This is a genomic window from Phytohabitans aurantiacus, assembly GCF_027923225.1.
Lineage (GTDB): Bacteria > Actinomycetota > Actinomycetes > Mycobacteriales > Micromonosporaceae > Phytohabitans > Phytohabitans aurantiacus.
In genome coordinates this window covers 319,175-343,594 of sequence record NZ_BSDI01000001.1, presented here as the reverse complement: position 1 = coordinate 343,594, position 24,420 = coordinate 319,175, and the positions used below count along the sequence as shown (strand labels likewise).

22 protein-coding genes and 1 tRNA gene are annotated in these 24,420 nt (G+C 70.9%); 10 read left to right on the top strand and 13 right to left on the bottom strand.

Features of this window, described 5'->3' with window-relative positions:
- Positions 1-47 precede the first annotated feature (47 nt).
- Positions 48-121: transfer RNA gene (locus QMG73_RS01745), tRNA-Gly, on the top strand.
- Between the two features lie 85 nt (positions 122-206).
- On the opposite strand, the gene QMG73_RS01740 is transcribed toward QMG73_RS01745, so the two are convergent.
- Positions 207-752: a phosphoribosyltransferase family protein gene (locus QMG73_RS01740; protein ID WP_281891937.1), complete on the bottom strand. Its 546-nt coding sequence runs from the start codon at positions 750-752 to the stop codon at positions 207-209.
- 134 nt (positions 753-886) lie between these two features.
- On the opposite strand from QMG73_RS01740, the gene QMG73_RS01735 reads away from it, so the two are divergent.
- The 4 genes from QMG73_RS01735 (at position 887) to QMG73_RS01720 (ending at position 5,134) form a co-directional block, all read left to right on the top strand.
- Positions 887-1,429 carry a septal ring lytic transglycosylase RlpA family protein gene (locus QMG73_RS01735; RefSeq protein WP_407676735.1) on the top strand — a complete coding sequence of 181 codons (543 nt, stop codon included), beginning with the start codon at positions 887-889 and terminating at the stop codon, positions 1,427-1,429.
- Between the two features lie 67 nt (positions 1,430-1,496).
- Positions 1,497-2,624 (top strand): PP2C family protein-serine/threonine phosphatase, encoded by a 1,128-nt coding sequence (locus tag QMG73_RS01730; RefSeq protein WP_281891935.1) that lies wholly within the window; start codon positions 1,497-1,499, stop codon positions 2,622-2,624.
- Between the two features lie 340 nt (positions 2,625-2,964).
- Positions 2,965-4,821, top strand: coding sequence for an acyl-CoA dehydrogenase (locus QMG73_RS01725; protein WP_281891934.1), 1,857 nt, complete (start codon positions 2,965-2,967; stop codon positions 4,819-4,821).
- Positions 4,822-4,855: 34 nt separating this feature from the next.
- Positions 4,856-5,134, top strand: coding sequence for a DUF6458 family protein (locus QMG73_RS01720; protein ID WP_281891933.1), 279 nt, complete (start codon positions 4,856-4,858; stop codon positions 5,132-5,134).
- Here QMG73_RS01720 and QMG73_RS01715 read toward each other — a convergent pair.
- Positions 5,131-5,628: a SixA phosphatase family protein gene (locus QMG73_RS01715; RefSeq protein WP_281891931.1), complete on the bottom strand. Its 498-nt coding sequence runs from the start codon at positions 5,626-5,628 to the stop codon at positions 5,131-5,133. The genes QMG73_RS01720 and QMG73_RS01715 overlap by 4 nt on opposite strands.
- 72 nt (positions 5,629-5,700) lie before the next feature.
- Between QMG73_RS01715 and QMG73_RS01710 the strand changes: the two genes are divergently transcribed.
- The gene (locus QMG73_RS01710) at positions 5,701-6,003 is read left to right on the top strand and encodes a DUF6458 family protein (RefSeq protein ID WP_281891930.1); all 303 of its coding nucleotides are present in this window, start codon (positions 5,701-5,703) and stop codon (positions 6,001-6,003) included.
- Between the two features lies 1 nt (position 6,004).
- On the opposite strand, the gene trhA is transcribed toward QMG73_RS01710, so the two are convergent.
- Positions 6,005-6,685, bottom strand: a complete 681-nt coding sequence (trhA, locus tag QMG73_RS01705; protein ID WP_281891929.1) for a PAQR family membrane homeostasis protein TrhA — start codon at positions 6,683-6,685, stop codon at positions 6,005-6,007.
- Positions 6,686-6,761: 76 nt separating this feature from the next.
- Between trhA and QMG73_RS01700 the strand changes: the two genes are divergently transcribed.
- Genes QMG73_RS01700 through QMG73_RS01690 form a run of 3 tightly spaced genes read left to right on the top strand, consistent with a single transcriptional unit; the run spans position 6,762 to position 8,951 of the window.
- Positions 6,762-7,373, top strand: coding sequence for a 5-oxoprolinase subunit B family protein (locus QMG73_RS01700; protein WP_281891928.1), 612 nt, complete (start codon positions 6,762-6,764; stop codon positions 7,371-7,373).
- Positions 7,373-8,215 carry a 5-oxoprolinase subunit C family protein gene (locus QMG73_RS01695; protein ID WP_281892200.1) on the top strand — a complete coding sequence of 281 codons (843 nt, stop codon included), beginning with the start codon at positions 7,373-7,375 and terminating at the stop codon, positions 8,213-8,215. The genes QMG73_RS01700 and QMG73_RS01695 overlap by 1 nt, the downstream gene beginning before the upstream one ends.
- Positions 8,199-8,951: a LamB/YcsF family protein gene (locus QMG73_RS01690; protein ID WP_281891927.1), complete on the top strand. Its 753-nt coding sequence runs from the start codon at positions 8,199-8,201 to the stop codon at positions 8,949-8,951. Before QMG73_RS01695 ends, QMG73_RS01690 begins: the two co-directional genes overlap by 17 nt.
- A 23-nt stretch (positions 8,952-8,974) precedes the next feature.
- Here QMG73_RS01690 and QMG73_RS01685 read toward each other — a convergent pair whose 3' ends face one another.
- The 7 genes from QMG73_RS01685 to pdhA all read right to left on the bottom strand — a co-directional run bounded on the left by QMG73_RS01685 (position 8,975) and on the right by pdhA (position 20,212).
- The gene (locus QMG73_RS01685) at positions 8,975-10,819 is read right to left on the bottom strand and encodes an NHL domain-containing thioredoxin family protein (protein ID WP_281891926.1); all 1,845 of its coding nucleotides are present in this window, start codon (positions 10,817-10,819) and stop codon (positions 8,975-8,977) included.
- An 83-nt stretch (positions 10,820-10,902) separates the two neighbouring features.
- A complete protein-coding gene (locus QMG73_RS01680; protein ID WP_281891925.1) occupies positions 10,903-12,024 on the bottom strand; it encodes a lytic polysaccharide monooxygenase auxiliary activity family 9 protein in 1,122 nt (373 codons plus the stop codon).
- 157 nt (positions 12,025-12,181) lie between these two features.
- Complete coding sequence (locus tag QMG73_RS01675; protein ID WP_281891924.1) at positions 12,182-15,538, bottom strand: LppU/SCO3897 family protein; 3,357 nt, start codon at positions 15,536-15,538, stop codon at positions 12,182-12,184.
- Between the two features lie 277 nt (positions 15,539-15,815).
- A complete protein-coding gene (locus QMG73_RS01670) occupies positions 15,816-15,953 on the bottom strand; it encodes a hypothetical protein (protein WP_281891923.1) in 138 nt (45 codons plus the stop codon).
- An 817-nt stretch (positions 15,954-16,770) separates the two neighbouring features.
- On the bottom strand, positions 16,771-18,087 hold the full coding sequence (locus tag QMG73_RS01665; RefSeq protein ID WP_281892199.1) for a dihydrolipoamide acetyltransferase family protein: 1,317 nt from the start codon (positions 18,085-18,087) through the stop codon (positions 16,771-16,773).
- 5 nt (positions 18,088-18,092) lie between these two features.
- A complete protein-coding gene (locus QMG73_RS01660) occupies positions 18,093-19,082 on the bottom strand; it encodes an alpha-ketoacid dehydrogenase subunit beta (RefSeq protein ID WP_281892197.1) in 990 nt (329 codons plus the stop codon).
- Positions 19,079-20,212 (bottom strand): pyruvate dehydrogenase (acetyl-transferring) E1 component subunit alpha, encoded by a 1,134-nt coding sequence (pdhA, locus tag QMG73_RS01655; protein ID WP_281891922.1) that lies wholly within the window; start codon positions 20,210-20,212, stop codon positions 19,079-19,081. The genes QMG73_RS01660 and pdhA overlap by 4 nt, the downstream gene beginning before the upstream one ends.
- 428 nt (positions 20,213-20,640) lie before the next feature.
- Between pdhA and QMG73_RS01650 the strand changes: the two genes are divergently transcribed.
- The gene (locus tag QMG73_RS01650; RefSeq protein WP_281891921.1) at positions 20,641-21,117 is read left to right on the top strand and encodes a hypothetical protein; all 477 of its coding nucleotides are present in this window, start codon (positions 20,641-20,643) and stop codon (positions 21,115-21,117) included.
- A gap of 18 nt (positions 21,118-21,135) precedes the next feature.
- Here the strand turns inward: QMG73_RS01650 and QMG73_RS01645 are convergent, their stop codons facing one another.
- Genes QMG73_RS01645 through QMG73_RS01635 form a run of 3 tightly spaced genes read right to left on the bottom strand, consistent with a single transcriptional unit; the run spans position 21,136 to position 24,407 of the window.
- Positions 21,136-22,338 (bottom strand): hypothetical protein, encoded by a 1,203-nt coding sequence (locus tag QMG73_RS01645; RefSeq protein WP_281891920.1) that lies wholly within the window; start codon positions 22,336-22,338, stop codon positions 21,136-21,138.
- A gap of 9 nt (positions 22,339-22,347) precedes the next feature.
- Complete coding sequence (locus QMG73_RS01640; protein ID WP_281891919.1) at positions 22,348-22,755, bottom strand: hypothetical protein; 408 nt, start codon at positions 22,753-22,755, stop codon at positions 22,348-22,350.
- Positions 22,752-24,407: a GTPase gene (locus QMG73_RS01635; protein ID WP_281891918.1), complete on the bottom strand. Its 1,656-nt coding sequence runs from the start codon at positions 24,405-24,407 to the stop codon at positions 22,752-22,754. Before QMG73_RS01635 ends, QMG73_RS01640 begins: the two co-directional genes overlap by 4 nt.
- Positions 24,408-24,420 lie beyond the last annotated feature (13 nt).

Here is a 24,420-nt window from a genome sequence, read left to right as displayed (position 1 = left end):
AACCTGCGTGCGCGTCGGGTGGCCAACCAGGTACAGTGGTGTCCCTTGCGGGTGTAGTTCAATGGCAGAACATCAGCTTCCCAAGCTGACAGTGAGGGTTCGATTCCCTTCACCCGCTCCAAGTCAAAGCCTCGACCAGGACGTCAGTCCCGGGCGGGGCCTTCGTCATGCAGGACCTCCCGATCGGACGAACTGGTCTGAGGGGGTTACAGCGCCTCCGCGTCCACCAGCGCGCGGAGCTTGAGCTTCATGGCCTGCTTCGGCGAGCACTCCGAAACGATCGCGGCGCACCCGATGGGCACCGCGCCCAAGGTGCGCGTCAGGTCGTACAGCGCTTTGACCTGGGCGCCCGTCGACACCCAGTCGTCGACCACCAGTACCCGGTCGTCTGGACCGAGCTGGCGGCTGCGTACGCCCAGCTCCAGCTTGCGTCCCCGATAGTCACGCCCAGCGCGGGCCCATGTCACCGGCTCGGCGATGAGCCGTTCGGCCTCGGATTTGACCGCGGGCACGAAGCCGACACCCAGCGAGATTGCCACCAGCGGACCGAGGAGGTAGCCGGTGACCTCGGGGGAGACGACGACGGTGGGTCGGTCGGCGCGGTAGAGGTCGGCGAGCGCTGGGCCGAGGTCGTTGAGGATCGCCGGGTTGTGCCACCAGCCGGAGGTGTCGCTGACCAGGTGCGTGCTGTCTGGGCCGACGTCGATCCAGCGGAACGAGTCGATCAGGCGTTTCCTCAGGTCGTCGTGCACAACTCCATCCTCCGCCTATGGCACAACCGACCCACGTCGCGTCGTTCGATCGGATGAACGTTTTACTACATAACCGCACTAAAGGGATAGATCACTTTGACAGGTCAAGCCGGGCAGCCGCTACGGTCCGCCGAGTGACCGGAAGGCATCACCGTAAGTCGAGGCGCACCCCCGTCGTCGCAGTGGCCGCAGTGGTGGGGTCGCTGCTGGTCGGCGGAGGGCTTGGCGCGGTAAGGCTGACGGCGTCGGGCGAACTGGCGCCGGTGCCACCACGAACAGAGGCCACCACCCAAGCGGCGAGCCCGACGCCGACGAAGGCGCCACAGAGGGCCTCCCGCGGCAACGCGCGGAGCGCGGAAGAGACGCCAAGGAGCAGCCCAAGCGCGAGCCCGGCAACAAAAGAGCGCTGCGGGGCCTCGTACTACGACGAGCCGCAACCCACCGCGAACGGCGAGCAGTTCGATCCCGAGGCGCTCACCGCCGCGCACAAGACGCTGCCCTTCGACACCAGGGTCCGGGTCACCAACCCATCGAACGGGAAGTCGGTCGTGGTACGGATCAACGACCGCGGCCCGTATATTTCCGGCCGATGCATTGATCTTTCGAGGGCGGCCTTCCGGTCGATCGCCTCCCTCGGTCTGGGCCACATCACGGTGGAGTACGAGATCCTCCGGTGACCGCCGCCCGGCCAAATCCGAATCAGACGACGGGTCAACTTCGTTCAGTCGCGGCCGTCGATCAGGCATGCTGTTCGGCGTACCCATGTATTTTCTGCCGCCGGGCCGCCGCCCGCTGAGCCAAGGATCCCGCGCCGGTCTCGGCGCGGCCCTCGTGCTGCTCGCGCTCGTGGCGGCGATCGAGCTGGCAGACGGTTCCGAGGCCCGGTATATCGGTCTCATCGTGGCGGCGCCGTTCCTGGCGGCGGCTTTCGCGTCGTGGCGGGTGGTCCTCGCGATCGGCGTGCTGGCTACGGTGCTGGGCGGCGCGTTCGCTCTGATGGGTGAACAGAACAGGCTGGCCAACGCGATCATCGTCGTGGGCATCGCGGTGGCGACGGGCATGGCGTCCGCGGTGGCGGTGATCCGGGAGCGTCAGGCGGAGCGGATCGCCGAGCTGTCCCGGCTCGCGTCGGTGGCACAGCAAGCTGTACTGCGACCGCTGGGCCCCAAGGTCGGCACGCTGGCCGTGGCTGGGCGATACATCTCGGCGACCGCCGCGGCCGACATCGGCGGTGACCTCTACGAGGCTCTCGACACGCCCTACGGCGTTCGCATGATCATCGGAGATGTGCGCGGCAAGGGGCTCGACGCCGTGCGCCTGGCCAGCATCGTGCTCGGCTCGTACCGGCACGTGGCGTACGAGCGGGCCGACCTGCGCGCGATCGTGGCCGACCTGGACCGGGCGGTGGCCCGCAGCGTCGGCGACGAAGACTTCGTCACCGCGGCTCTCGTAGAGGAGCGCGGCGGCACCCTCACGATCGTCAACTGCGGGCACCCGGCGCCGCTGCTGCTGCGGCGGGGCGAGGCGATCCCGCTGGAGCCGCCGGCACCCGCACCGCCGTTGGGTTTCATGCCGGTCGTCAGGCCGCGCGTCGAGCGGCTGGAGCCGGGCGACCGGTTGCTGCTGTTCACAGACGGTCTGGGCGAGGCGCGCCGGGAAGGGGAGTTCTTCCCCATCGCGGACCGGGCGTGGCGGCTGCTCGGTCATGGCACGGTCGGCGACGGGCTGGTTTCGCTGGAGACGGCGCTGGTCGAGTGGGTGCATGGGCGTCTCGACGATGACATCGCGCTGGTGCTCATGGAGTACGCCGGCGCCCGCCCCGTCACCGCGGCCGCGGTGCCCAGCTGGGAACTCGGGGCATCCGATACGTAAGTGCCGGCGCCGGCGCGCGGTGGCGACCGACGTAGCGGCGCGGTACGCGCGGTTCTGGGGTGAGCCTGTGCAAAACGGTGGCGAGTGACATCCATTCCTCCCCGGTCTCGGCCCGTGATCACTCGGGCATCGGTCCCAACGACGGGGATCCATGGAGGTGACGGCAACTGTCGGCGTGCCGACTTGCCTCGCCCTGAATCAAGGGGTATGCGGCTTTTGTCCGTCGGGTTGTGGTCACGGTCACTTCCGAGATCGCCTTGTCGCTGCCTACTCGCCAGTAATAGAATGAAAGTTACTGACCGGTAACACCTGCCCGAAAGCGAAGCGGGGGCCAGCGAGAATGACGCACTACAAGAGCAATGTCCGGGACCTTGAGTTCAACCTCTTCGAGGTCTTCGGCGCGGATCAGATCATCGGCCAGGAGCCGTACTCTGATCTCGACGTGGACACCGCGCGGAGCATCCTCTCCGAGGTCGACCGGCTGGCCAGGGAAGATCTGGCGCCGAGCTTCGTCGCCGGTGACCGGACGCCGCCCGTCTTCGATCCGACCACCCACTCGGTGACCGTTCCCGAGGAGCTGCGCAAGTCCTTCAACGCCTTCATGGACGCCGAGTTCTGGCGGCTTGACCTGCCCGAGGCGCTCGGCGGCACCAATGCTCCCCGCGCACTGTGGTGGTCGCTGGCCGACCTGGTACTCGGCTCGAACGCGCCCATCTGGATGTACGCGTCGGGCCCCTCCTTCGCGCACACGCTGTGGCGCGAGGGCACGCCTGAGCAGCAGGAGTGGGCGAAGCTCTTCGTCGAGAAGCGCTGGGCGTCCACAATGGTCCTGACCGAGCCCGACGCGGGCTCCGACGTCGGCGCCGGCCGCACCCGCGCGATCCCGCAGCCCGATGGCAGCTACCACATCGAGGGCGTCAAGCGGTTCATCACCAGCGGCGAGCACGACCTCTCCGACAACATCATCCACTACGTGCTGGCGCGCCCGGTCGGCGTCGAGGGCGCGGGCGGTCCGGGTACGAAGGGCCTGTCGCTCTTCGTCGTGCCGAAGTTCCACTTCGACCCGAAGACCGGCGAGCTGGGCGAGCGCAACGGCGTCTTCGCCACGAACGTCGAGCACAAGATGGGCCTCAAGGTCTCCACGACGTGCGAGCTCACCTTCGGCGAGCACGGCACGCCGGCCAAGGGATGGCTGCTCGGCGACGTGCACGACGGCATCCGGCAGATGTTCCTGATCATCGAGTACGCCCGCATGATGGTCGGCACGAAGGCGATCGCCACCCTGTCCACCGGGTACCTGAACGCGCTCGAGTACGCGAAGAACCGCGTCCAGGGCGCCGACCTGCTCCAGATGACCGACAAGGCCGCGCCCCGGGTCACCATCACGAACCACCCGGACGTGCGCCGTTCGCTGCTCCTGCAGAAGGCGTACGCCGAGGGCCTGCGCGCCCTGGTCTGCTACACGGCCACCTGGCAGGACCGGATCATCATCGCCGAGGCGGCCGGCGACGAGCAGACCGTCAAGCGCGCCAAGCGGATCAACGACCTGCTGCTGCCGCTCGTCAAGGGCGCCGGCTCGGAGCGGGCGTACGAGCTGCTGGGCCACGAGGCTCTGCAGACCTTCGGCGGCTCCGGCTACCTGCAGGACTACCCGCTCGAGCAGTACGTGCGCGACGCGAAGATCGACACCCTGTACGAGGGCACGACCGCGATCCAGAGCCTCGACCTGTTCTTCCGGAAGATCGTGAAGGACGGCGGCAAGGCGCTGATGACCGTGGCCGGTGAGATCCAGGGCTTCATCGAGTCCGAGGGCGGCAACGGCCAGCTCAAGGAGGAGCGCCTCGCGCTGGGCAAGGCGCTCGCCGAGGTACAGCAGATCCTTGGCGTGATGACCGGCTGGCTCGGCGAGGCACAGGGTGACGACCCGCGTGCGCTGTACAAGATCGGCCTGAACTCGCGCCGCCTGCTGCTGGACCTGGGCGACCTCGTCGTCGCCTGGCTCTTGCAGCGCCAGGCCGAGGTCGCGCTCCGCGCGCTGGCCGGTGAGACCTCCGCCGCCGACAAGTCCTTCTACGAGGGCAAGGTGGCTGCGGCTCGGTTCTTCGCCCACGAGGTGTTGCCGCGTATCGGCGCCGACCGCAGGATCATCGAGTCCAGCACCCTGGACGTGATGGATCTGGCGGAGGACGCCTTCTGATGCGGAGCCGCCCGCCCGGGGTTCTAATGGGACCGTGGGCATCGGCGGCGGTATCTTCCTGATCGCGCTCGGCGCGGTCTTGACGTTCGCCTTCGAGGTCGAGCCCTGGTGGCTCGACCTCGATGTCGTTGGCGTCGTGCTCATGCTGGCCGGCGCGACGATCCTGGTCGTCACGCTCTGGTTCTGGCGCCGCCGCCGGATGTCGGTCGCGGTCGTGCCGCCAACGGCACAGGAGAGCCGGCTCCCGACACCGCCGGACCCGATCGCGAACCGCCCGACGCCGCCGGAGCCACCGCTCCCGCCGTCGCCCTAACCTCGCGCGGTGTGGGTCGCCGTCAGCGGCGCTTTGCCCGAATCGCACTCGGCCCACGATCCCTCGAACCGGTGAACCGCCACCCCACTGGTGCGCAACCCGTCTGAGTCGGTATCCGCGCCGGGATCGAGCAGCTCCGACAGCTGCGAGACCGTCGGGTTGTGCCCGATCACCAGTACGGTCGACACGCCGTCGTCCGCGGCACGGATCAGATCGAGCAGGTCACCCGCGCGGCCGTCGTAGACCCGTCCCTCGTAGAGCACGTGCGGCGACGTGTCGCCGAGGGCGACCGCCACGCCGTGCCACGTCTGACGGGTGCGCTTGGACGGTGAGCAGATCACCAGGTCAGGCAGGAGCCGGCGCTTGGCGAGCCAGGCGCCCGCCGCGGTCGCGTCCGCGTGCCCGCGGGCGGTCAGCGGCCGGTCGATGTCGTCGATACGGGTAGGGCGGTCGGCCTTTGCGTGGCGCAACAGCACGATGGTGCGTTCCGTCATGCGCCCAGCTTGCCTGATTGAGGACCAAAACCCGTGGGTAAGCAGACTGCGACATCAGTCAAGGAGGGCGACATGGGTATCGGCGGGAGCATCTTCCTCATCGCCTTGGGTGCGATCTTCGCGTTCGCCGTCGAGTTCGATCTGGGTTGGCTCGACATCAACGTCGTCGGCTGGGTTCTCATGCTGGCGGGCATCTTCGGTCTGATCCTGACCCTGTGGTTCTGGCAGAACCGTCGCCGCGCCGTCGTGACGCCGCCGGCCACGGTCGTGACGGACCGTGTCGTCGAGGACCGCGAGGTCGTGCCGCCAGTGGACGCGACCCGGATCGAGGAGCGCCGGGTGGTACGCCGCCCGACCGGCCGTCTGTACGAGTGATCTACCTGGCGAACAACGCGAAGTAGATCGCGATGTGGTGGGCGATCGCGGCGACGAGCGTGCTGGCGTGGAAGAACTCGTGGTGCCCGAACACCTCGGGCCACGGGTTCGGCCGGCGCAGCGCGTAGAAGACGGCGCCGAGCGTGTAGGTCACGCCGCCCACCACGAGCAGCACGAGCGCCGTGACGCCGCCGTGCCGGTAGATGTCGGGCAGCACCGCGACGGCGACCCAGCCGAGCCCGATGTAGAGCGGGGCGGAGGCCCATCGCGGCGCGTGCGGCCAGACCAGCTTCAACGCCACCCCGATGACCGCCCCGATCCAGACGACGGCGAGCAGCATGCTGGCGAGCCGCGTCGGCAGGAGCAGCGCGCAGAACGGCGTGTACGTGCCGGCGATGAACACGAAGATCATTGAGTGGTCGAGGCGCCGCATGATCGCGTACCCGCGGGGGGACCAGACCCGGCGGTGGTAGAGCGCGCTGGTGCCGAAGAGGCCGCACACCGTCAGGCTGTAGATGGCGCAGCTCACGACCGGTGCGATGCCGGGGCGGGTCGCGGCGATCGAGGTCAGCACGATGCCGCAGGCCGCGGCCACGAAGAATGCGTAGGCGTGTAGCCAGCCGCGCATTCGCGGCTTGCCGAGATCGACAGGCTTCAGACGGAGGGGCACGTCGGTGGTCATGCCTCTAGGTTACGGTACCGTAGGTTACTTGTGAGTAGTGAGCTTGCCGATATTCGCTGATGCCAAGATGACGGGCATGCGGATGACCGAGGTGGGCCGGGCCGCGCTGCTGATCGAGTGCGCCGACGGAGACCACGTCGAGGCGTGGCGCGCCGAGCTGTGGCGGCGCCGGGAGCGCGGCGAATTGTCCGTAGCCGAGATCGTGCCGGGCGCCCGCACCGTACTGCTGGACGGCGTCACCGACCCCGCTGACCTGGCGCGCCGCATGGCGGAGTGGCCGCCGCCCGCCGCTACCGGTACGGCGGAAGGGCCGCTGGTCACGGTCCCCGTCGTGTATGACGGCACTGACCTGCCGTGGGTCGCCGAGCACTGGGAACTGTCCACGGAAGACACCGTCGACCGGATCGCGAGCGCCGAGTTTCGGGTGGCGTTCTGCGGCTTCTCTCCCGGATTCGCGTATCTCGCCGGGCTGCCCGCCGAATGGACGGTGCCTCGGCTGGCCAACCCGCGCCCCAAGGTGCCGGCCGGCTCGGTGGGGCTGGCCGGGGAGTACGCCGGGATCTACCCGACCGCCTCGCCCGGCGGCTGGCGCCTCGTTGGCCGTACCGAGCGGGTGCTCTTCGACGTCGACCGCGATCCACCCGCCCTGCTCGTTCCCGGCACCCGAGTGCGGCTGGTGCCCGCGTGATGGACATCGTGCGGGCCGGGCCGCTGACCACCGTGCAGGACCTCGGGCGCCCCGGCTGGGCGCACCTCGGCGTGCCGCGCTCCGGCGCCCTCGACCCGCCCGCGCTCCGGCTGGCCAACCGCCTGGTCGGCAACGCCGAAGACGCGGCCGGGCTGGAGATCACGGCCGCCGGCTGCGCCGTGCGGCTTCGAAAGGCGGGGACGTTCGCGCTCACGGGCGCGCTCGCCCGGGTCACCGTCGGTGGGCGTCCAGCTTGTTATGGGGTACCGGTAGCGGCGCCCGCCGGAGCGGTGGTCGAAGTGGGACGGGCCGAGTACGGCGTCCGGTCGTACCTTGCCGTGGCCGGCGGGATCGCGGTACCGCCCGTGCTGGGCAGCCGGTCGACCGACACGCTCTCCGGGCTCGGGCCCGCCCCGCTGCGGGACGGCGACGTGCTGCCGATCGGCCCGGCGGCCACACCCTCCACCGTGGACTTCGTGCCGTGGCAGGCGCCGCCGGCGGTACTGGAACTGCGGGTGCGGCTGGGTCCACGGCGGGACTGGTTCACATCGGCTGCCGTCGAGGCGCTGCTTGGCACCCAGTACACGGTCAGCGCGGTGAGCAACCGGGTCGGAGCGCGACTTTCCGGCGCGGCTCTTGCTCGCGCCCGCGAGGGTGAGCTGCCCAGCGAGGGTGTGGTGCTCGGCGCCGTGCAGGTACCGGCCAGCGGCCAGCCGTTGATCTTCCTCGCCGACCACCCGACCACCGGCGGTTACCCGGTCATCGCGGTCGTGGACGATGTTTCGCCCCTCGCGCAGGCCCTTCCCGGTACTACGGTGAGGTTCCATGGATCTGAACGCTGACCTCGGCGAGGGCTTCGGCGTCTGGCGCCTCGGCGACGACGAGGCCCTGCTCTCGGTGGTGACCTCGGCAAACGTCGCGTGCGGCTTCCACGCCGGCGACCCGCCCGCGATGCGGCGCGTGTGTGCCGAGGCGGCCGCCCGCGGCGTGGCGGTGGGCGCGCAGGTCGGCTACCGGGACCTTGCGGGCTTCGGGCGCCGGCGCATCGAGTACGCCTTCGGCGACCTGCGCGACGACGTGCTGTACCAGATCGCCGCGCTGGACGGGTTCTGCCGCGTCGCCGGCACCCGCGTGCGATATGTGAAACCGCACGGGGCCCTCTACAACGTCGCGGCGGTCGACGAGGCGCAGGCGGCCGCGGTGGTGGCCGCCGTCGTCGACTATGACCGGTCGCTGCCGGTGCTGTGCCCGCCCGGCTCGGTACTGGCACAGCTCGCCGCCGGCGCCGGGCTGCGCGCGGTCGGGGAGGGCTTCGCCGACCGCGGCTATCAGCCCGCCGGCACCCTCGTGCCCCGATCATCGCCGGGCGCCCTGGTCACATCGCTGGACGAGGTGGCCGAACGCGTAGTCCGGATGGCGACCGCATCCGAGGTAGTGGCGGTGGACGGCACAGTCTTACACCTCCCAGTCGAATCGATATGCCTACACGGCGACACCCCCGGCGCGGTAGACCTCGCCCGCCACATCCGCGCGGCCCTATCCGCCGCCGGCGTGATCATTGCGTCATTCAAGGCGTAAGGGCGACTTGAATGAAGCTTTGATCATGGGGTGTCCATCCCCCTCAAGATCAAGGGGAGGCGGGTTGCGGCACCCTCGATGATGCGCACGGGGACGCCCCAGTCCTGGCGGGTGAGGTGGCAGGCGGCGTGTTCGGCCTCGGCGTCGCAGGTAGCCGCCTGGGCGACCACCTGGAGCACGCCGGCCGGCACCGCCTCGTTGAGCACCAGCGAGCGGCGCAGATCGGTGGTGGTGCCCGCGCCGTCGAGCAGCAACTCGGGCGGGGACGCCGACACGACCAGCCGCGTCGACGGTCCGAACGACTCGTCCAGCTTCTGCCCCGGCGGCGGCGTGAACACGACCTCCAGGGTCACCTCGCCGGGCGCCAGGTCGGTCGGCGGCCGCTCGGTGCGGTGCCGTTCGCCTGCCACCGTGACCGCTCCGGACGACGACACCGCGCCCGGTGCCAGCCGGACCAGCCGATGCGCTGCCGACTCCACCACGATCACGCCACCGTCGGCGTCCAGCACCACGTCGCTGGGCTCGGTGAGCCCACTGGCCACAGTGGACACCCGGGCGGTCTCCGGGTCGTACCGCCGCACCGCGCCGTTGTAGGTGTCGGCGACAAGTACCGAGCCGTCGGGCAGGGCGCAGACGCCCAGCGGGTGCTGAAGCAACGCCTCGCCGGCCGGCCCGTCGACGTGCCCGAAGTCGAACAGGCCCTGCCCCACGGCCGTGTGCAGAGCGCCATCTTCCACATAGCGCAACGCGGACGTCTCGCTGTCGGCCAGCCACAGTCGCGTGCCATCGGCCGAGGTGGAGAGGCCGGACGGCTGCGCCAGCCACACGTCCGGCAGCGGCCCGTCGCGCAGCGCCTCGACGGTGGTGCCGGCGTACACGCCTACCGTCCGCTTGATCGGGTCGAACCACCAGAGCTGGTGGATCCCGGCCATCGCCACGATGACGCGACCGTCGTACCAGGCCACGTCCCACGGAGACGACAGGTCGGCCGCCAGCGCGTCGTGCGCGTGATTGTCCACGGTGGACCGCCAGGGGCGGCCGCTGCCGGCGATCGTGGTGACCTCACCGGTGTCCAGCCGCACCCCGCGCAGCAGATGGTTGACCGTGTCGGCGACCACCACGTCGTACCCGGCGATGTCCGCCTCGTGCCGGGGCAGCACGCACAGGCCCTGTGGCTCGGAGAAGCTCGCGCCACCGGCGGGACCGTCCGTCCGGCCCCGCTCCCCGGAACCGACCCGGCGCACCACCGTCTCACCGTCGGCCGCCAACTCGACCAGCGAGTGCCGCGCCGAGTCGGAGACCAGCAGGTTGCCGCTCGGCAGGGGCAGGGCCTTGCCCGGGAAGCGAAGCACCGTCTGCGCGTCGGCGGGCGGCACGTACGGGCCATCACCCCTGCGCAGCGTGCCCTTGGCCTCGTGGGTGGCGATCAGCTCGTCGATCAGCCGGCCCAACCCTTCGGCGTGACCCTCGCCGGCCATCGAGGCGACCACGTACCCCTCCGGGTCGATCACCGCGAGCGTCGGCCACGCCTTGGCGGCGTACTGCTGCCAGGTCACCAGGTCCGGGTCGTCGAGCACCGGGTGCGCCACCCCGTACCGCTCGACGGCCGCGGCAAGCGCGTCGGCGTCCCGCTCGTGCTCGAACTTCGGCGAGTGCACGCCGATCACGACGAGCACGTCTCCGTACTTGTCCTCCAGCGGCCGCAGCTCGTCGAGCACGTGCAGGCAGTTGATGCAGCAGAACGTCCAGAAGTCGAGGATCGTGATCCGCCCGCGCAGGTCGGCGAGCGTCAGCTCCTTGCCACCGGTGTTCAGCCAGCCTCGGCCTCGGAGCTCAGGCGCACGGACCCGGGATCGTGGTGATGCCATCGGTCCATTGTTCCCTGATTGTGTGGATCGAGGGCAAAGGCGGGTGCGCCTTTGCCCTCGATCACAGGGGAGGATGAATCAGGTCAGGTGGCGGTGCAGGACAGGGCGGGTGCCGCGTTGGTGCCGTTCCAGGAGCCCAGGAACCCGAACGTCGTGCTGCCGCCGGCGCCGAGGCTGCCGTTGTAGGCGACGTTTCGGGCGGTCACGGCCGATCCGCTGTTGGTGATCGTGGCGCCCCACGATTGGGCGATCTGCTGCCCGTTGGCATACGTCCAGTTCACCGTCCAGCCGGTGACCGCGGACGAGCCGGCTGTGACGCGTACCTCACCCTGGAAGCCGCCGGTCCACTGGCCCGTGATCGCGTACGTGGCCGAGCAGGTGCGGGTGCCGGGTGCGCCGGTCGTGGGCCCGTTGGTCGGTGACGCGGGCGGGCTGGAGGGCGGGGTGGTCGGAGGCGTGGTCGGTGGGGTGGTGGGCGGCGTGGTCGGCTCGGTGCCGCCGCCGGGGAAGCGCACGTCGCTGCAGAAGTAGTACGACTGGTCGGAGTGGCTGGCCTGCCAGATCGCGTACACGATGTGGCGGCCCGTGCGACCCGGCGCGCTGACCTGCGCCGAGATGGACACACCGTTGAGCACCGGGTCGGTCTCAGTCTGGCCGACGCCCGGCAGGATGCGGCCGGTGTCGCGTACCAGTTCGAGGTCGGCCCAGCGCAGCCGTTGCGTCAGCGGGTTGTAGCCCTGCCGGCTGACGTAGATCCGGATGTAGTCGGCGCCGTGCCTGGCCTGGTCGTGCATGGTCCAGGTGAACGTGTTGCCCACGTCCGTGGCGCGCCAGTTGCCGGGGTTGTCCAGCGCGGCGTACCGGGTGCCTCCGGTTTGGCCGCCGCTGCACAGCTGGCCGTCGGGGATGGCGCCCTGGTGGTTACCGGCGACACCCTCCCGGTACAGGGAGTTCCAGTTCCACATGGCTGTCGAGTCGGCCTGCCACGCCTGCCAGCACATCGGGTCCTGCGTGGCCATGGCGGGGTTCTGGAAGTCGTTCCCCCACCGTTTCCAGCAGCCGTAGTTGCGTGACATCGGGTTGATAGTGGAACCGTGTGCGGACGCGACATTCGCCATGAACGTGGTCAGGAGCACGATGGCCGCGGCCGCGATGGCGAGCGTGCGGTAGACGAGCGGTCTGCGTGCGTGTGCGAGGGCGGACATGTGACCTCCAGCGCGATGGCAGCAACGAGGAGCGAGGTGCGCGGGGGCTTGCCCTTGCACCCGCGCCCGGCTACGTGGCTCCCGCACCGGTCTGCCCAGAGATTCACATGTACGAATTCATGTTGTCAATAGTTTGGCAACACAACTAAGGACCCTTTTAGCTACCGGTGGCCGGCTTCAGGCAGAGCACCTGGTCCTTCCCACCGTCGCCGGCGATCACGATGTGCGGCTGGCTCTGGTCTTCGCACTTCGCCTTGTTGTCCACCTTGGACACCACGGTGAACGCGCTCGAATCGGTGCACTGAGCGGCGATCGCCCCGTTGCCCGACTGCTTCACGCACGAGCCGACCTCGGGGTTGAACGCCGAATCGGACCCGCCACTGAGCAGCCATACGATGCCGAGCGGCACCGCGAGGATGAGCACGGCCGCGACCAGCACCATGGCCAGTACCCGGCCGTTGCGCTCCCGAGCCGGCGCGGGCGGCGGCTCGGCGGGCGGCTCCTCCGCCTTGAAAGCGTCGAACCGGCCCTGATCGGACTCGCCCTCGGCGGGCGGGAAGCCCGGCACGGGTCCCATCTGGGCTGTGCCGTGCGGCAGGTTCATCTGGCTCGTCGCGTTGGGACCGGCTTGCGCACCGCCGGCCTGCGCTCCGCCGGCCTGGCCAAAGCCCTGAGGCCCGCCCTGCCCGAACGCCTGCGCGCCGCCGTCCTGCCCGAAGCCCTGTTGCCCATCCCGCGCGTAGCCCTGCTGCGCGCCGTCCTGCCCGAACCCCTGAGGTCCGCCTTGCCCGTATCCCTGCGCTCCGCCTTGCCCGAAGGCCTGCGGTCCGCCGTCTCGTCCGAACCCCTGCGGTCCGCTGTCTCGCCCGAAGTCATTCTGGCCGTACGGCGCGCCGTACTCCTGGGGAGCCGCTTGCGGCTGGCCGTATGCGGCTGGCGGGGCGGTGCCGAACCCGGCCTGCTGACCGGCGCTGCGGTCCTCATTGGGCGGTGGGCCCTGGAAGATACCGGTCGGCTCGGCGTACGGATCAGCCGGCGACTGCGGCGCCTGGGGCGGAGCGACCCGTGCGCTCGCGGACGCGGCGACCGGCGGAGCAGCCGGCGGGTACGCGTCTTCGGGCGGCTCGGCCGCGGCCGGACGCCCGTACACCCGCGGCTGCGGGGTGCTCATCTGTGGCGGTGGCGCCTGGTCTGAGGGCGGTGCGACCCGGCTGGCGGTCGGAACGGACGCGCTGGCCGAGACCGGCCGCTCCGAGGCCTGAGGCGTCGGTGTGGACGCCTGTGGCACCGACACGCGTCCGCTCGCGGAGCCCTCCCTCGGCGTGCGCGGCTGCGGTACCGGCGGGGCGACCTCTGGTGGGGCGCCCTGGCTGTCCTGTGCGGAAGGGCCGCCGTGGCTCACATAGTCGAAGCCGTTGGCGAAAGCCGGGCTGGCTGCCGCGGCCGGTGGCGAGCCGTACGGGTCGGCCGCGGCGCGCGGAGTGAAGAGGTTGCCGCTACTGGGCTCGTCGAAGTCGGGCGGCGGGTTGCCGAGGCTGGCTCCCGGAACCCGCACCTGCTGGCCGGCGAACGGACCACCCGGCCCGGTCGGGTCAGACTGCGGTGGCGCCTGCTCGTACCGTTCCGCCTCGTACTGCTGCGGCTCCGGCTCCCGGGGCGGGTATGCGGCTTCGTTCGGCGGTTGTGTGTAGGCGGCCTCGTTCGGCGGCGGGTACGCGGCTTCGTTCGGTGGCGGCGGGTAGGCGGCCGGGAAGCTCTGCTGCTGCGGCTGGGGCGGCCAAGCGCTGGCCGGCGCCCAAGCCTCCGGTGGCAGTCCGACCGGTTCGCCGGCCGTTGCAGGGGGAGAAACCGAAGCCCGCGCACCGTAGGTCGGCGGCTTGGCGGGTGGGACGTCCGGCGCGTCGAAGGCCGGTGGCCCGGCGGGCGACTGTGGCCGCGGCTGCTCGCCTCCGAACGCGTCGCCGCCGAAGGCGCCCGCCTGCGGGTGCCCGCCGAAGGGCGCGGACTCGTCGTACGCCGGCTGGCGCCCGAGGGACGCACCGTAGACGCCAGGCTCGCTTTCGCCCTGAGGCCGGGCCGGTTCGCCCTGAGGCCGGGCCGGTGAGACGGGCTGTGCCGGGGAGTCGGCCGGCACCGGGACGCTGAAGCTGGCGCGGGCGCCGTAGGCCGATGACTCGGCAGGCGACTGCGGCCGACCGGCGAACGGCGCCTCGCTCTGGAACGCGGACTCCGCGCCGTATGCGGGCGGCTCAGCCGGGCTCTGCGGCCGCGCGGCGAACGGCGACTCGTCATAGGCCGGCGGCTGGGCAGGGCTCTGCGGCCGCGCCGCGAAGGACGACTCGGCGTCGTAGGCCGGTGCATGGGCAGGGCTCTGTGGCCGCGCGGTGAACGGCGACTCGTCGTACGCGGGTGGCTGGGCAGGGCTCTGTGGCCGTGCCGCGAAGGGCGGCTCGTCGTACGTCGGCGGCTGGGCGGGACTCTGCGGTCGTGCCGCGAAGGATGGCTCGTCGTACGTCGGCGGCTGGGCCGGGCTCTGTGGCCGCGCCGCGAAGGATGGCTCCGTGCCGTAGCCAGATGGCGCCGCGGGGCTCTGTGGCCGCGCGGTGAACGGCGACTCGTTCGAGAACGCCGACTCAGTGCCGTAAGTGGGCGGCTGGGCAGGAGACTGCGGCCGTGCCGCGAACGGGGACTCTGCCGCGGAGGCCGAGGCGTCGCCGCCATAAACCGACCGCTGGCCAGAGAACGACTCGGCCGACGGCTCCGCCCCGTAGCCGGACGGCCCGGCGGGGCTCTGCGGCCGTGCTGTGAACGGCGACTCAGACGGCACCGCGCCGTAGCCGGATGGACCGGCGGGGCTCTGCGGCGGTGCCGCGAAGGATGGGTCCGTGCCGTAGCCGGATGGCGCTGCTGGGCTCTGAGGTGGCGCCGCGAACGGCGGCTCGGTGCCGTAGGCGGGCGGCTGGGCGGAGAACGGTGTGGCCGGGCTCTGCGGGCGCGGCGCGAACGGGGAGTCACCGGAGGACTCCGCACCGTACGCCGGAGACTGCGGTTGCGCGGGGAAGGGTGGCTCGGCGGGGAACCCGGAGGGCTCGCCACCGCCGTGCGTGTAGGGGGACGCCGAACCGCTAGCTTGCGGGTAGGGCGAAGCGGAGCCGCTGGCCTGCGGATATGCCGGAGACACGGGCTGCGCCGGAGAGCCGGTCGACTGCGGGTGTGCCGGGGAGACAGGCTGTGCCGAGCCGCTCGCGGGCGGGTACGGCGCCGGTGGGTAGGCCGGCGGCGGCGGGTAACCGGTGGGCTGGGAGGACCAGTCCGCGGGAAACGCCGGTGCGGGAGAAGCCGGCTCGCTGCCATTGCTCGCGGGAGCGGCGCCCCAGGGGGTCGGCGGCTGGCCGGGGGGCGGCGGGGCGCCCCACTCGCTGTCGTGCGCCACGCCGTACGGGGCGGTTCCGCCGGTGCCCGGCGCAGCGTCGGCCGGCTCCGGGGCGTGGTGCTGCGGCCCCTCGGACGTCATGGTGCGCCTCCTCATCGCATCTCGGCCGTACCGCCCCCTCGTGGGGGCGCGGCTGGCCTGGCTGCCGGTGCGGCGAGACCGGCCCTGCAGGCGGTGCAGCCCTGACCAGCGGCCCGCCGGTGATCTCCTCGATCGACGCCAGCGGGTGCGCTGCGCGAGGGCGGCGACCCCGCCAACCGTACCGGGCGCTCAACGACGGAGGAATCCCGGTGTGCGACGCCATAAATACGAAAGACCCGCCCGGAGCAGCCGGGCGGGTCGCGAGGTAGTGGCGGCGTTACCCGTAGTAGCGCTGCGCCATGATGCGGATCTCATCGCGGACAGCCGGCGAGTCGGTGGCACGCAGGGCGCGCTCGATGGCGCGGTTGCGGCGGGCGACCTCGCGACGATTGCGGTACCGGTCGATCATCTTCATGGTGGTCTGGTGGCTCCCCTCTTGGTTCGTTTCAATTAAACCGCGCCGATGGGCGCTGCGCCAACGATTAGTAGGTGAGGTGGACCACGCACCGAAGGATCGAAGGTTTCGCGCGATGTCGATCGTGGCGCAGCCCCTTTCGCCGACGCGCTTCGCGCTCGCGGCCTGACGCGCCGAGGTCACGGCGCTCGGTCGCGCCGGGGGCGCGTCGGGAAGCGCGATATGGGCGGTATGCGCATTACCGCGACGGCAGCCGCGCCCAACCTGCCGAGCTGGAGCGGCTATTCAGCACGGACCTGGCAAGATCTCGCCACCACGCGACGGTGCCGCCCAACCCGGCGAGGACGCCGCTCTACGTGCCCGCGACCTCGACCCGCCGTCAGCCTGCAGTCCGCCGCCGCCCTACCGCGCCGCGGCCCTGACCTGCCGTCAGCCTGCGGCCGGCGAACACGCCGCCCGTCGCTGCGGCCTTGACCTGGCGTCAGCCTGCAGTCCGCCGCCGCCCTACCGCGCCGCGGCCTTGACCTGCCGTCAGCCTGCGGCCGGCGAACACGCCGCTCGTCGCCGCCTTGACTCGGTGTCAGCTTGCAGTCCGATGGCGCCGCTCTACGTCACCGCGGCCTTGACTCGGCGTCAGCCTGCGGCCGGCGGGGACGCCGCTCGTCGCCGCCACCTCGACCCGGTGTCAGCGTGCAGCCGACCGCGCCGATCAAGGAGAACCGAAACGATCAAGGGCAAACACACGCGGAAAGAGATCGAACCGCGTGCATTTGCCCTTGATCGACGGAAAGCCGCCGGGCGGAGCAGGGTGGGACCGTTAGGTCCAGGCCAAGAGGGCGGCTTCGGGGTCGGACATGAAGGTGCCTACGTCGCGTAGGAATTTGGAGCCGAGTTCGCCGTCGATGATGCGGTGATCGAACGACAGGCCGAGCGTGGTGACCTGGCGGGCCTTGATTTTGCCCTTGTGCACCCACGGCATCTCACGAATCGCACCAAATGCCAAGATTGCCGATTCACCCGGGGGAAGTATCGGCGTGCCGGTGTCGACACCGAACACGCCCACGTTCGTGATTGTGAATGTGCCGCCAGACATGTCAGCCGGTGACGTCTTGCCCGATTTGGCGGTCTGTACAAGGCCGTTGAGCGCGTCGGCCAGCTCTCGCAACGACAGCTGCCCGGTGTCCTTGATGTTGGGCACGACAAGGCCTCGCTCGGTGGCTGCCGCGATGCCCAGGTTGACGTATGGCTTGACGATGATCTCGTCGCCGGCCCAGGTGGAGTTGACCATCGGGTGGCGGCGGATGGCTACCAGCACCGCCTTGGCCGCCAGGAGCAGCGGCGAGACTCGCACGTCGCGCCAGTCGGGCAGCGCGCGCAGCCGGTCCAGCGCCTTGACCGCACGGGTCACGTCGATCGTCAGGAACTCGGTGACGTGCGGCGCGGTGAATGCCGAGGCCACCATGTTGTCGGCTGTGAGCTTGCGGACGCCCTTGACCGGTACCCGCTGCTCGCCGCCGACCGTGGTCGGTGCCGGACGGGCGGGCGTCGCGGCCTGCTCGACGTCGTCTCGGGTGATCGAGCCTTGCGGGCCGGTGCCGGCGAGCGCGGCAAGGTCGACACCGAGGTCGCGGGCCAGCTTGCGGACCGGGGGCTTGGCGAGAACCAGCGCAGGCGGTGCCTCCACAACCGGTGCCTCCACAACCGGCGCAGCCGCCACTGGAGGCACGGATCGCTCGGTGGTCGGGGCGGCGGTGGGCGTACCATTTGCGCTTTTTCTCGGTCGACGCGTGGCCGCGCCCGAGCGCGGGCCGTAACCCACCAGGACCGGGGTTCGGGCTGGTGCTTCGGACCCCGACGAAGACGCGGACGGTGCCACGGGAGGTGCCGTCGGGTCGGTGTCGATGGCGATGATCGGGGCGCCGACCTCGACTGTCGTGCCCTCCTCATGGAAGATCGCCTCCACCTTGCCGGCCCACTTCGCCGGGATCTCGACCGCGGCCTTGGCGGTCTCGACCTCGACGATGGGTTGGTTCAGCTCGATGGTGTCGCCGACCTTGACCAGCCACTTGAGGATCTCACCCTCGGTGAGACCTTCACCGAGGTCGGGCAGGTTGAATTCTTTGATCCGGGTCACGCCGCTCACCACCCGAAGGTGCGGTCGACGGCGTCGAGCACCCTGTCGAGGTCGGGCAGGAACTCTTCCTCCAGCCGGGCGGCCGGATAGGGCGTGTCGTAGCCGGTCACCCGCAGCACCGGCGCCTCCAGCGAGTAGAAGCACTGCTCGGTGATCCGGGCGGCGAGCTCGGCGCCGAGGCCCACGTTGGACGGTGCTTCGTGCACGACCACGCAGCGGCCGGTGCGGCGCACCGACTCGAAGACCGGGTCGAGGTCGAGCGGCGAGAGCGTGCGCAGGTCGATGACCTCGAGCTCCCGGCCGTCGGCCGACGCGGCGTTCGCCGCGTCGAGCGCGGTGCGAACCATAGGCCCGTAGGCGAGCACGGTCACGTCGGTGCCGGGACGTGCGACGCGGGAGGCATGCAGCGGGTACGCGCCAGCGAGGTCGGCGTCGACCTCGACGTCACCCTTTTCGTAGTACCGGCGCTTGGGCTCCAGGAAGACGATCGGGTCGTCGGAGGCCACCGCCTGCTGGATCATCACGTACGCGTCTTCCGGCGTCGCACAGGAGACGACCTTGAGGCCGGCGGTGTGCGCGAAGTACGCCTCGGGCGACTCGGAGTGGTGCTCGACCGCCCCGATGCCACCGCCGAACGGGATGCGGATGACCATGGGCATCTTGACCCGCCCCTGCGAGCGGTAGTGCATCTTCGCCACCTGCGACACGATCTGGTCGTACGCGGGGTAGACGAAACCGTCGAACTGGATCTCGCAGACCGGCCGGTAGCCCCGGATCGCGAGGCCTACAGCGGTGCCGATGATGCCGGACTCGGCGAGCGGGGTGTCGATGACCCGCTCCTCGCCGAAGTCCTTCTGGAGACCGTCGGTGATGCGGAAGACGCCGCCGAGCTTGCCGACGTCTTCGCCCATGATCAGTACCTTGGGGTCCGCCTCGAGGGCGCGACGCAGGCCCAGGTTGAGCGCCTTGCCGATGGTGAGCTTCTCGGCCATCAGTGCGAGCTCCCCTCGAACGAGTCCATGTACTCGGCGAAGCCCTGCCGTTGGGAGTCGATCAGGGGCGACCCGTGCGGGTAGACGTGCTCGAAGATCGTCAGCGGGTCGGGGTCTGGCATGGCGAGCACGCGCTCGCGCAGGGCCAGCGACTCGCGGCGGGCGAGCTCGTCGACCTCGGTGAAGAAGTCGTCGCCGGCGATCTGCTGCTTGGCGATGAACGCCCGGACCCGCGCGATCGGGTCTCTGGCCTGCCAGGACTCCACCTCGCCGGCCATCCGGTACCGGGTCGGGTCGTCGGTGGTGGTGTGCGCGCCCATCCGGTAGGTGTACGCCTCGATCAGGGTCGGACCCTGGCCGTGGCGGGCGTGGTCGAGGGCGGCCCGGGTGACCGCGTACGAGGCGAGCACGTCGTTGCCGTCGACCCGTACGCCCGGGAAGCCGAAGCCGGACGCCCGCTGGTACAGCGGCACCCGGGTCTGCTTCTCGATCGGCTCCGAGATCGCGTACTGGTTGTTCTGGCAGAAGAAGACGATCGGCGCGTTGAAGACGCTGGCCCAGATGAACGCCTCGTTGACGTCGCCCTGCGCGCTGGCGCCGTCACCGAAGTACGCGATCACCGCCTCGCCGTCGTCGTTGCCGACCTTGCCGTCCTTGGTGATGCCCATGGCGTATCCGGTCGCGTGCAACGTCTGCGCGCCGATGACGATCGTGTACATGTTGAAGCGGAACTGGTTCGGGTCCCAGGCTCCGTGGTCGACGCCCCGGAAGAGGCTCAGCGGCATGATCGGGTCGATGCCGCGGCAGTAGAGCACCCCGTGCTCACGGTAGGTGGGAAAGGCCATGTCTTGCTGGCGCAGCGCCCGGCCGGATCCGACCTGCGCCGCCTCCTGCCCGAGCAGGCTTGCCCAGATGCCCAGCTCACCCTGGCGCTGGAGCGCGGTCGCCTCGGCGTCCAGCTTGCGGACCACCACGAGATCGCGGTACAGCCCGCGGTATTCGTCGTCGGTGAAGTCGACCGTGTACTCGACGCCGTCGGCGCCCGTCACCTTGTCGATCCGCTCGCCGTCCGGGGTGAGTAACTGGACGAACTCCGGCGCGGATTCCCCGCCGGCGCCCCTGCCCTTCGTCATCGGTCTCTCCCTGTCGTCGGTGCGGCGCTGCCGGGGGTGTCCCGGACCGCGCAGCGTGTCAGGCCTGCCTCGGCAGGCTTCTCCTTGCCGCGCCTAGCCCGGGTGTGGGTTGCCGCGCGGGTCGTGCGTGGGGCCGACGGCCGCGCGGCCTGCTCACCGCTGGTGGGCGGAGATTACGGCCGCATTGCCATCGCGTCCATATTCGCAGAGGTGGTGAGGGTGGCCACAGTGTGACCTCGACAATCCCGAGCGCGTCGAGTCTGAAAGTTGGCATTCCGACACGCTCTGCGGCGCTAGCGAAGTTTGGGCTGATACGCCACGCTGCTGCGGTGTATTCGCGCCACCGCTGGACGGCTGGTCTCCACCGGGGACCGGGATTTTCCGGACCCGTCCGGCGAGACGCGGTAGTTGTGATCATGCTCGCAACCATGGCGTCCCTGCCGATCCTGGTCGCGATAGGTGCGGGCGTCCCCAGCGGAGCCGGCAGCGTCACGGGCCCGGGCGCGCCGGAGAGCGCCCTGCCCTTCATCGCCTTACCGCCCACCGGGCCGGTGATCGTCCCCCCGGCACCGACGCCGAGCGACGAGCCAGCCGCCGCGCACGCGGCTCCAGGACTGCCCGCGAACCGGCGGCCGGTGAAACGGGACGCGCGCCGGCCGGGCGCTATCGGGAAACGGCCGGAGCAGCCACGGCAGCCCGCGCCGACGGAGTCCGCGCCCGCACCCCGCCCGCCCGTGCCGACCACGCTCCCGCCCGAGCCGACGCACCCGCCGTCGCACCAGCCGACGCCCTGGTGGCCGCCGGTGCCGCATCCGACGCTGCCGCAGTTGCCCCGGCCGCCCCACCCGCCGTCACACATGCCGTCGTGGCCGGCGCTACCCGGGTCACTGTGCCCGACGCCCTGACTGTTGGGCGCGGTTTGACTACTGGTCGCGGTGTGCCTCGATCCACCTGTCGAGGGCGTCCGGGTCGCTGGGGTCGACGCCGTCGGCGATGAGCTGCGCCACGGCCGCTGTTGCCGGGCTGCGCCGCTCTCCAGTCGTGTACAGCCGCACGAACTCGGGGATCATCTCCTCGATCGCCGTGTCCGTCTGCGACTGGGCGGTCGGCGGCAGGCCACGTTGGCGGCAGGCGTAGGCGGCCCACGCGCGTGTCACCCTCGGCAGCATCGCCGCGTCGTCCATGTCGAGCACGGCGCGCCGGTGCACCCAGTCGAGCAGGAAGAGGCTGGCGACGGCAGGGCTCCACCGCATCGGGTCGGGCTCGGCGAAGCTGACCGCGTGGTCCAGGACCAGGCTGATGCAGAAGTGCAGCGACGGCAGTTCGGCCTCGCTCACGTGGGTCAGGCCGAAACGGGCCGCCTCCGACGAGTCGAGAAACCGCCGTACGAGCAGGGTGCGCTCGTCGGACGAGAGCGGCTCGGCGCTGACGGGAGCCAGCGTGGGAGCGGGCAGCAGCGCGAGCCGGGCGCCGGCCAGCGCGCGGTCGGTGGCGAGCGAGCCCTCATCCGGCAGGTTGCTCAGCCCGTCGGTGATGCGCAGGTGGCGGGCCACCTCGGCGCGTAGCCGCCGCGGATCCTCCTCGCGGAACCAGGTCAGCTCGTCGCCCGCGCACATCTCCCGCACCCGCTCGACGATGCCGGCGGCGGGCCCGCCCACGAAGACGTCCTTGGTGATGCCGATGTTGTGGTCGACGAGGGCTACGACGGCATGCTCAGGGCCGCCGGCCTCATGATCGTCGTACGCGAACGTGGCCAGGTACGACGTCTGGTCGCCGTACACGTCGCCGTAGGCGTAGCAGCCGGTCACCTGTACCCGGCCGATCTCACCCACCCATGCCGGTGCCTGCGCGCCGCGCTTCACCCCCGCGGCGCCCGACGCCTCCGGCACGAGACGGGCGAAGACCTCGCGGATCGTGGTCGCCGCCGCCGTGCGGCGGCGCGACGTCGCGGTCAGGAACTCGGCCACGAACTCACGCACCGCTTCCGCCCGATCGTCTTCGGCCACCGCGTAGACGCTGCCGAGCAGCGCCGTCGCCAGCATCTCCGCGTCGAGCGCGCAGTCCAGCTTGGTCACGTCGCGCGCGGCCTGGAGCACCGCGTCGTAGGGGGTCGTAGGCGTGGCCATGAGCAGACCTTACGCCCGGTTTCGCCTATCCAATACGAGAAGCGCTATCGGCATGAGTACGCCGAGCACGAGGGCGGCGAGGCTCGCGGTCAGATCGCCGCCGGCCAGCTCGCCGTGGTGGCGCGCGTGGAACGCCAGGTGCAGGGTCGAGAACACCAGCACACCGGCCAGGACCACCGCGGTCACCCTGCGGTCCGCGAACCACGCCGCCAGGAGAAGGAGTACGCCCAGCGTCAGGAACGTGGCACCCAGGTCCGTCACGAGATGGGCGTTATAAGGCGGATACGCCGCCGTCCAGGCGCGCCCGAATCCGGGGAACGTGTCGAAGAACCACCGTGGCGCCAGCACCGCCGGCACGCCCCACGAGAGGTGCAGGCCGCCGAGAAGCAGCAAACCACCGCGGACGAGCCGGTTCATGACCTGGCGATGGCCAGCGCCTCCCGTGCCTCGGCGTACGCGTGGAGCACCGATCGCACCGGCGCCACCACGTACTCCCGAGCCACCCCGGTGACGGCGCCGCGCAGGCGGTTCTCCGCGCGGCGGCGGGCCCGCCGGGCGGCGTGCCGGATCAGGGGCTTGACCAGGAAGTTCACCACGAGACCGGCGAGCAGTCCGCCGACTAGCAACACGGTCGGCAGCGGCACGGCGCCCACCTTCGGGTACTCCAGCGCGGGCAGGCCGAGCGCCCGCACCACGTACCCCGTGACCAGCCAGCCCAGCCCGACCACAGCCGCGAGCGTGACCAGCCACTGGATGCCGCCGATCAGCCGCCACCAGACCGGCGTGTGATCCATCCGCAGGTCGGTGCCGGCCACCGCGCGGTCGAGCGCGTCCGGTACGTCGCCGAGGCGGGAACGGGCCGCCGTGTTGAGCGCGTTGGCCCACGGGTCGGGCAGCGACGCGGCCGCCCGATCGGCGACGGTGCGCACCGCCAGGCCGACGGCGGCGCGCTGTGCGGCGGTCGGATCCGGCACCGAGGTCGCGCCGATCGGGGTGCCTTCCGTGACCGGGCCGCTCGGCAGGTGCAGCCGGCGCAGCGGGTCGGGACGCAGCCGGCGCCAGCCACGGATCAGCGGCCAGCCCGTCGTCTGCGCCGCCCGGTGCCGGTACGCCCGCTCGGTCGCCTCAGCCACCGCCGGCACTCCCGCCGAGGCGGCCAGCGCGTCCGTGAGCGTGCGCACCGTCGCGCGGTCGATCTCGTCTTCGGCCACCGCCGGACCGACCACATCGGACAGCTGCTCGGCGACACCGTCGACGTCGCCGGCCAGCCGTCGCAGCGACGCCTGGCGCTCCGCCACCGTGTGCTCCAGCAGGGCGCGCAGATCCCCCATGGCAGCCTGGTTGAGAGCGGTCGTGGCGAGCATCGGTACGCCGTCGAGCTCGTCTTCGTCGAGCAGCCGGCGCAGGTCGTCGAGGACGGGCTCGATCTCGTCAGGCGGCAGCCGGTCGACCTGGTTCAGCACGACGACCGTGACATCCTTGTGCCGGCGGAACTCCTGCAGGTACCGGGTGTGCACCACGCGGTCGGCGTACTTCTGCGGGTCGACGACCCAGATCACCAGGTCGACGAGGCCGAGCAGCCGGTCCACCTCCAACCGGTGCGAGCGCTCCACCGAGTCGAAGTCGGGCAGGTCGAGCAGGACCAGCCCGCGCAGCGCCGCCTCGTCGTCGCCGTCCAGCGCGCTCTCGCGGATGAACCGGTGCCGCGGCAGCACGCCCACCCAGTCGAGCAGCCGGTTGGCGCCCTGCAGGTTGCCCCAGACACACGCGTGAGCCATGCCCGTCGTGGGACGGCGCACGCCGACCGGTGACAGGTCGAGCCGGGCCAGGGCGTTGAAGAGGCTGGACTTGCCGCTGCCCGTAGCGCCCGCGAGCGCTACGACGGTGTGGTCGCGCGACAGCGCCAGCCGGGCGCCGGCACGCTCCACAGTGGTGTGCGCCGCGATCAGGCGCTGCTCGGGCAGGTGACCGTCGACCACCTTGATGAACCGGTCGATCGCGTCGATCCGGGCCGCCAGCCGCTCGGCGTCGATGCGATGCTCGCCACGGAGCCTGCTCAGTACGCTCATGGCCGTCCTCGCT

Bases quoted from the DNA above. Each gene is read 5' to 3' on its own strand.
- QMG73_RS01730 (WP_281891935.1), top strand. From the start codon at position 1,497: ATGCTGTTCGGCGTACCCATGTATTTTCTGCCGCCGGGCCGCCGCCCG.
- QMG73_RS01725 (WP_281891934.1), top strand. From the start codon at position 2,965: ATGACGCACTACAAGAGCAATGTCCGGGACCTTGAGTTCAACCTCTTC.
- QMG73_RS01715 (WP_281891931.1), bottom strand. From the start codon at position 5,628: ATGACGGAACGCACCATCGTGCTGTTGCGCCACGCAAAGGCCGACCGC.
- QMG73_RS01710 (WP_281891930.1), top strand. From the start codon at position 5,701: ATGGGTATCGGCGGGAGCATCTTCCTCATCGCCTTGGGTGCGATCTTC.
- trhA (WP_281891929.1), bottom strand. From the start codon at position 6,685: ATGACCACCGACGTGCCCCTCCGTCTGAAGCCTGTCGATCTCGGCAAG.
- QMG73_RS01700 (WP_281891928.1), top strand. From the start codon at position 6,762: ATGCGGATGACCGAGGTGGGCCGGGCCGCGCTGCTGATCGAGTGCGCC.
- QMG73_RS01695 (WP_281892200.1), top strand. From the start codon at position 7,373: ATGGACATCGTGCGGGCCGGGCCGCTGACCACCGTGCAGGACCTCGGG.
- QMG73_RS01690 (WP_281891927.1), top strand. From the start codon at position 8,199: ATGGATCTGAACGCTGACCTCGGCGAGGGCTTCGGCGTCTGGCGCCTC.
- QMG73_RS01685 (WP_281891926.1), bottom strand. From the start codon at position 10,819: ATGGCATCACCACGATCCCGGGTCCGTGCGCCTGAGCTCCGAGGCCGA.
- QMG73_RS01680 (WP_281891925.1), bottom strand. From the start codon at position 12,024: ATGTCCGCCCTCGCACACGCACGCAGACCGCTCGTCTACCGCACGCTC.
- QMG73_RS01675 (WP_281891924.1), bottom strand. From the start codon at position 15,538: ATGACGTCCGAGGGGCCGCAGCACCACGCCCCGGAGCCGGCCGACGCT.
- QMG73_RS01670 (WP_281891923.1), bottom strand. From the start codon at position 15,953: ATGAAGATGATCGACCGGTACCGCAATCGTCGCGAGGTCGCCCGCCGC.
- pdhA (WP_281891922.1), bottom strand. From the start codon at position 20,212: ATGACGAAGGGCAGGGGCGCCGGCGGGGAATCCGCGCCGGAGTTCGTC.
- QMG73_RS01650 (WP_281891921.1), top strand. From the start codon at position 20,641: ATGGCGTCCCTGCCGATCCTGGTCGCGATAGGTGCGGGCGTCCCCAGC.
- QMG73_RS01645 (WP_281891920.1), bottom strand. From the start codon at position 22,338: ATGGCCACGCCTACGACCCCCTACGACGCGGTGCTCCAGGCCGCGCGC.
- QMG73_RS01640 (WP_281891919.1), bottom strand. From the start codon at position 22,755: ATGAACCGGCTCGTCCGCGGTGGTTTGCTGCTTCTCGGCGGCCTGCAC.
- QMG73_RS01635 (WP_281891918.1), bottom strand. From the start codon at position 24,407: ATGAGCGTACTGAGCAGGCTCCGTGGCGAGCATCGCATCGACGCCGAG.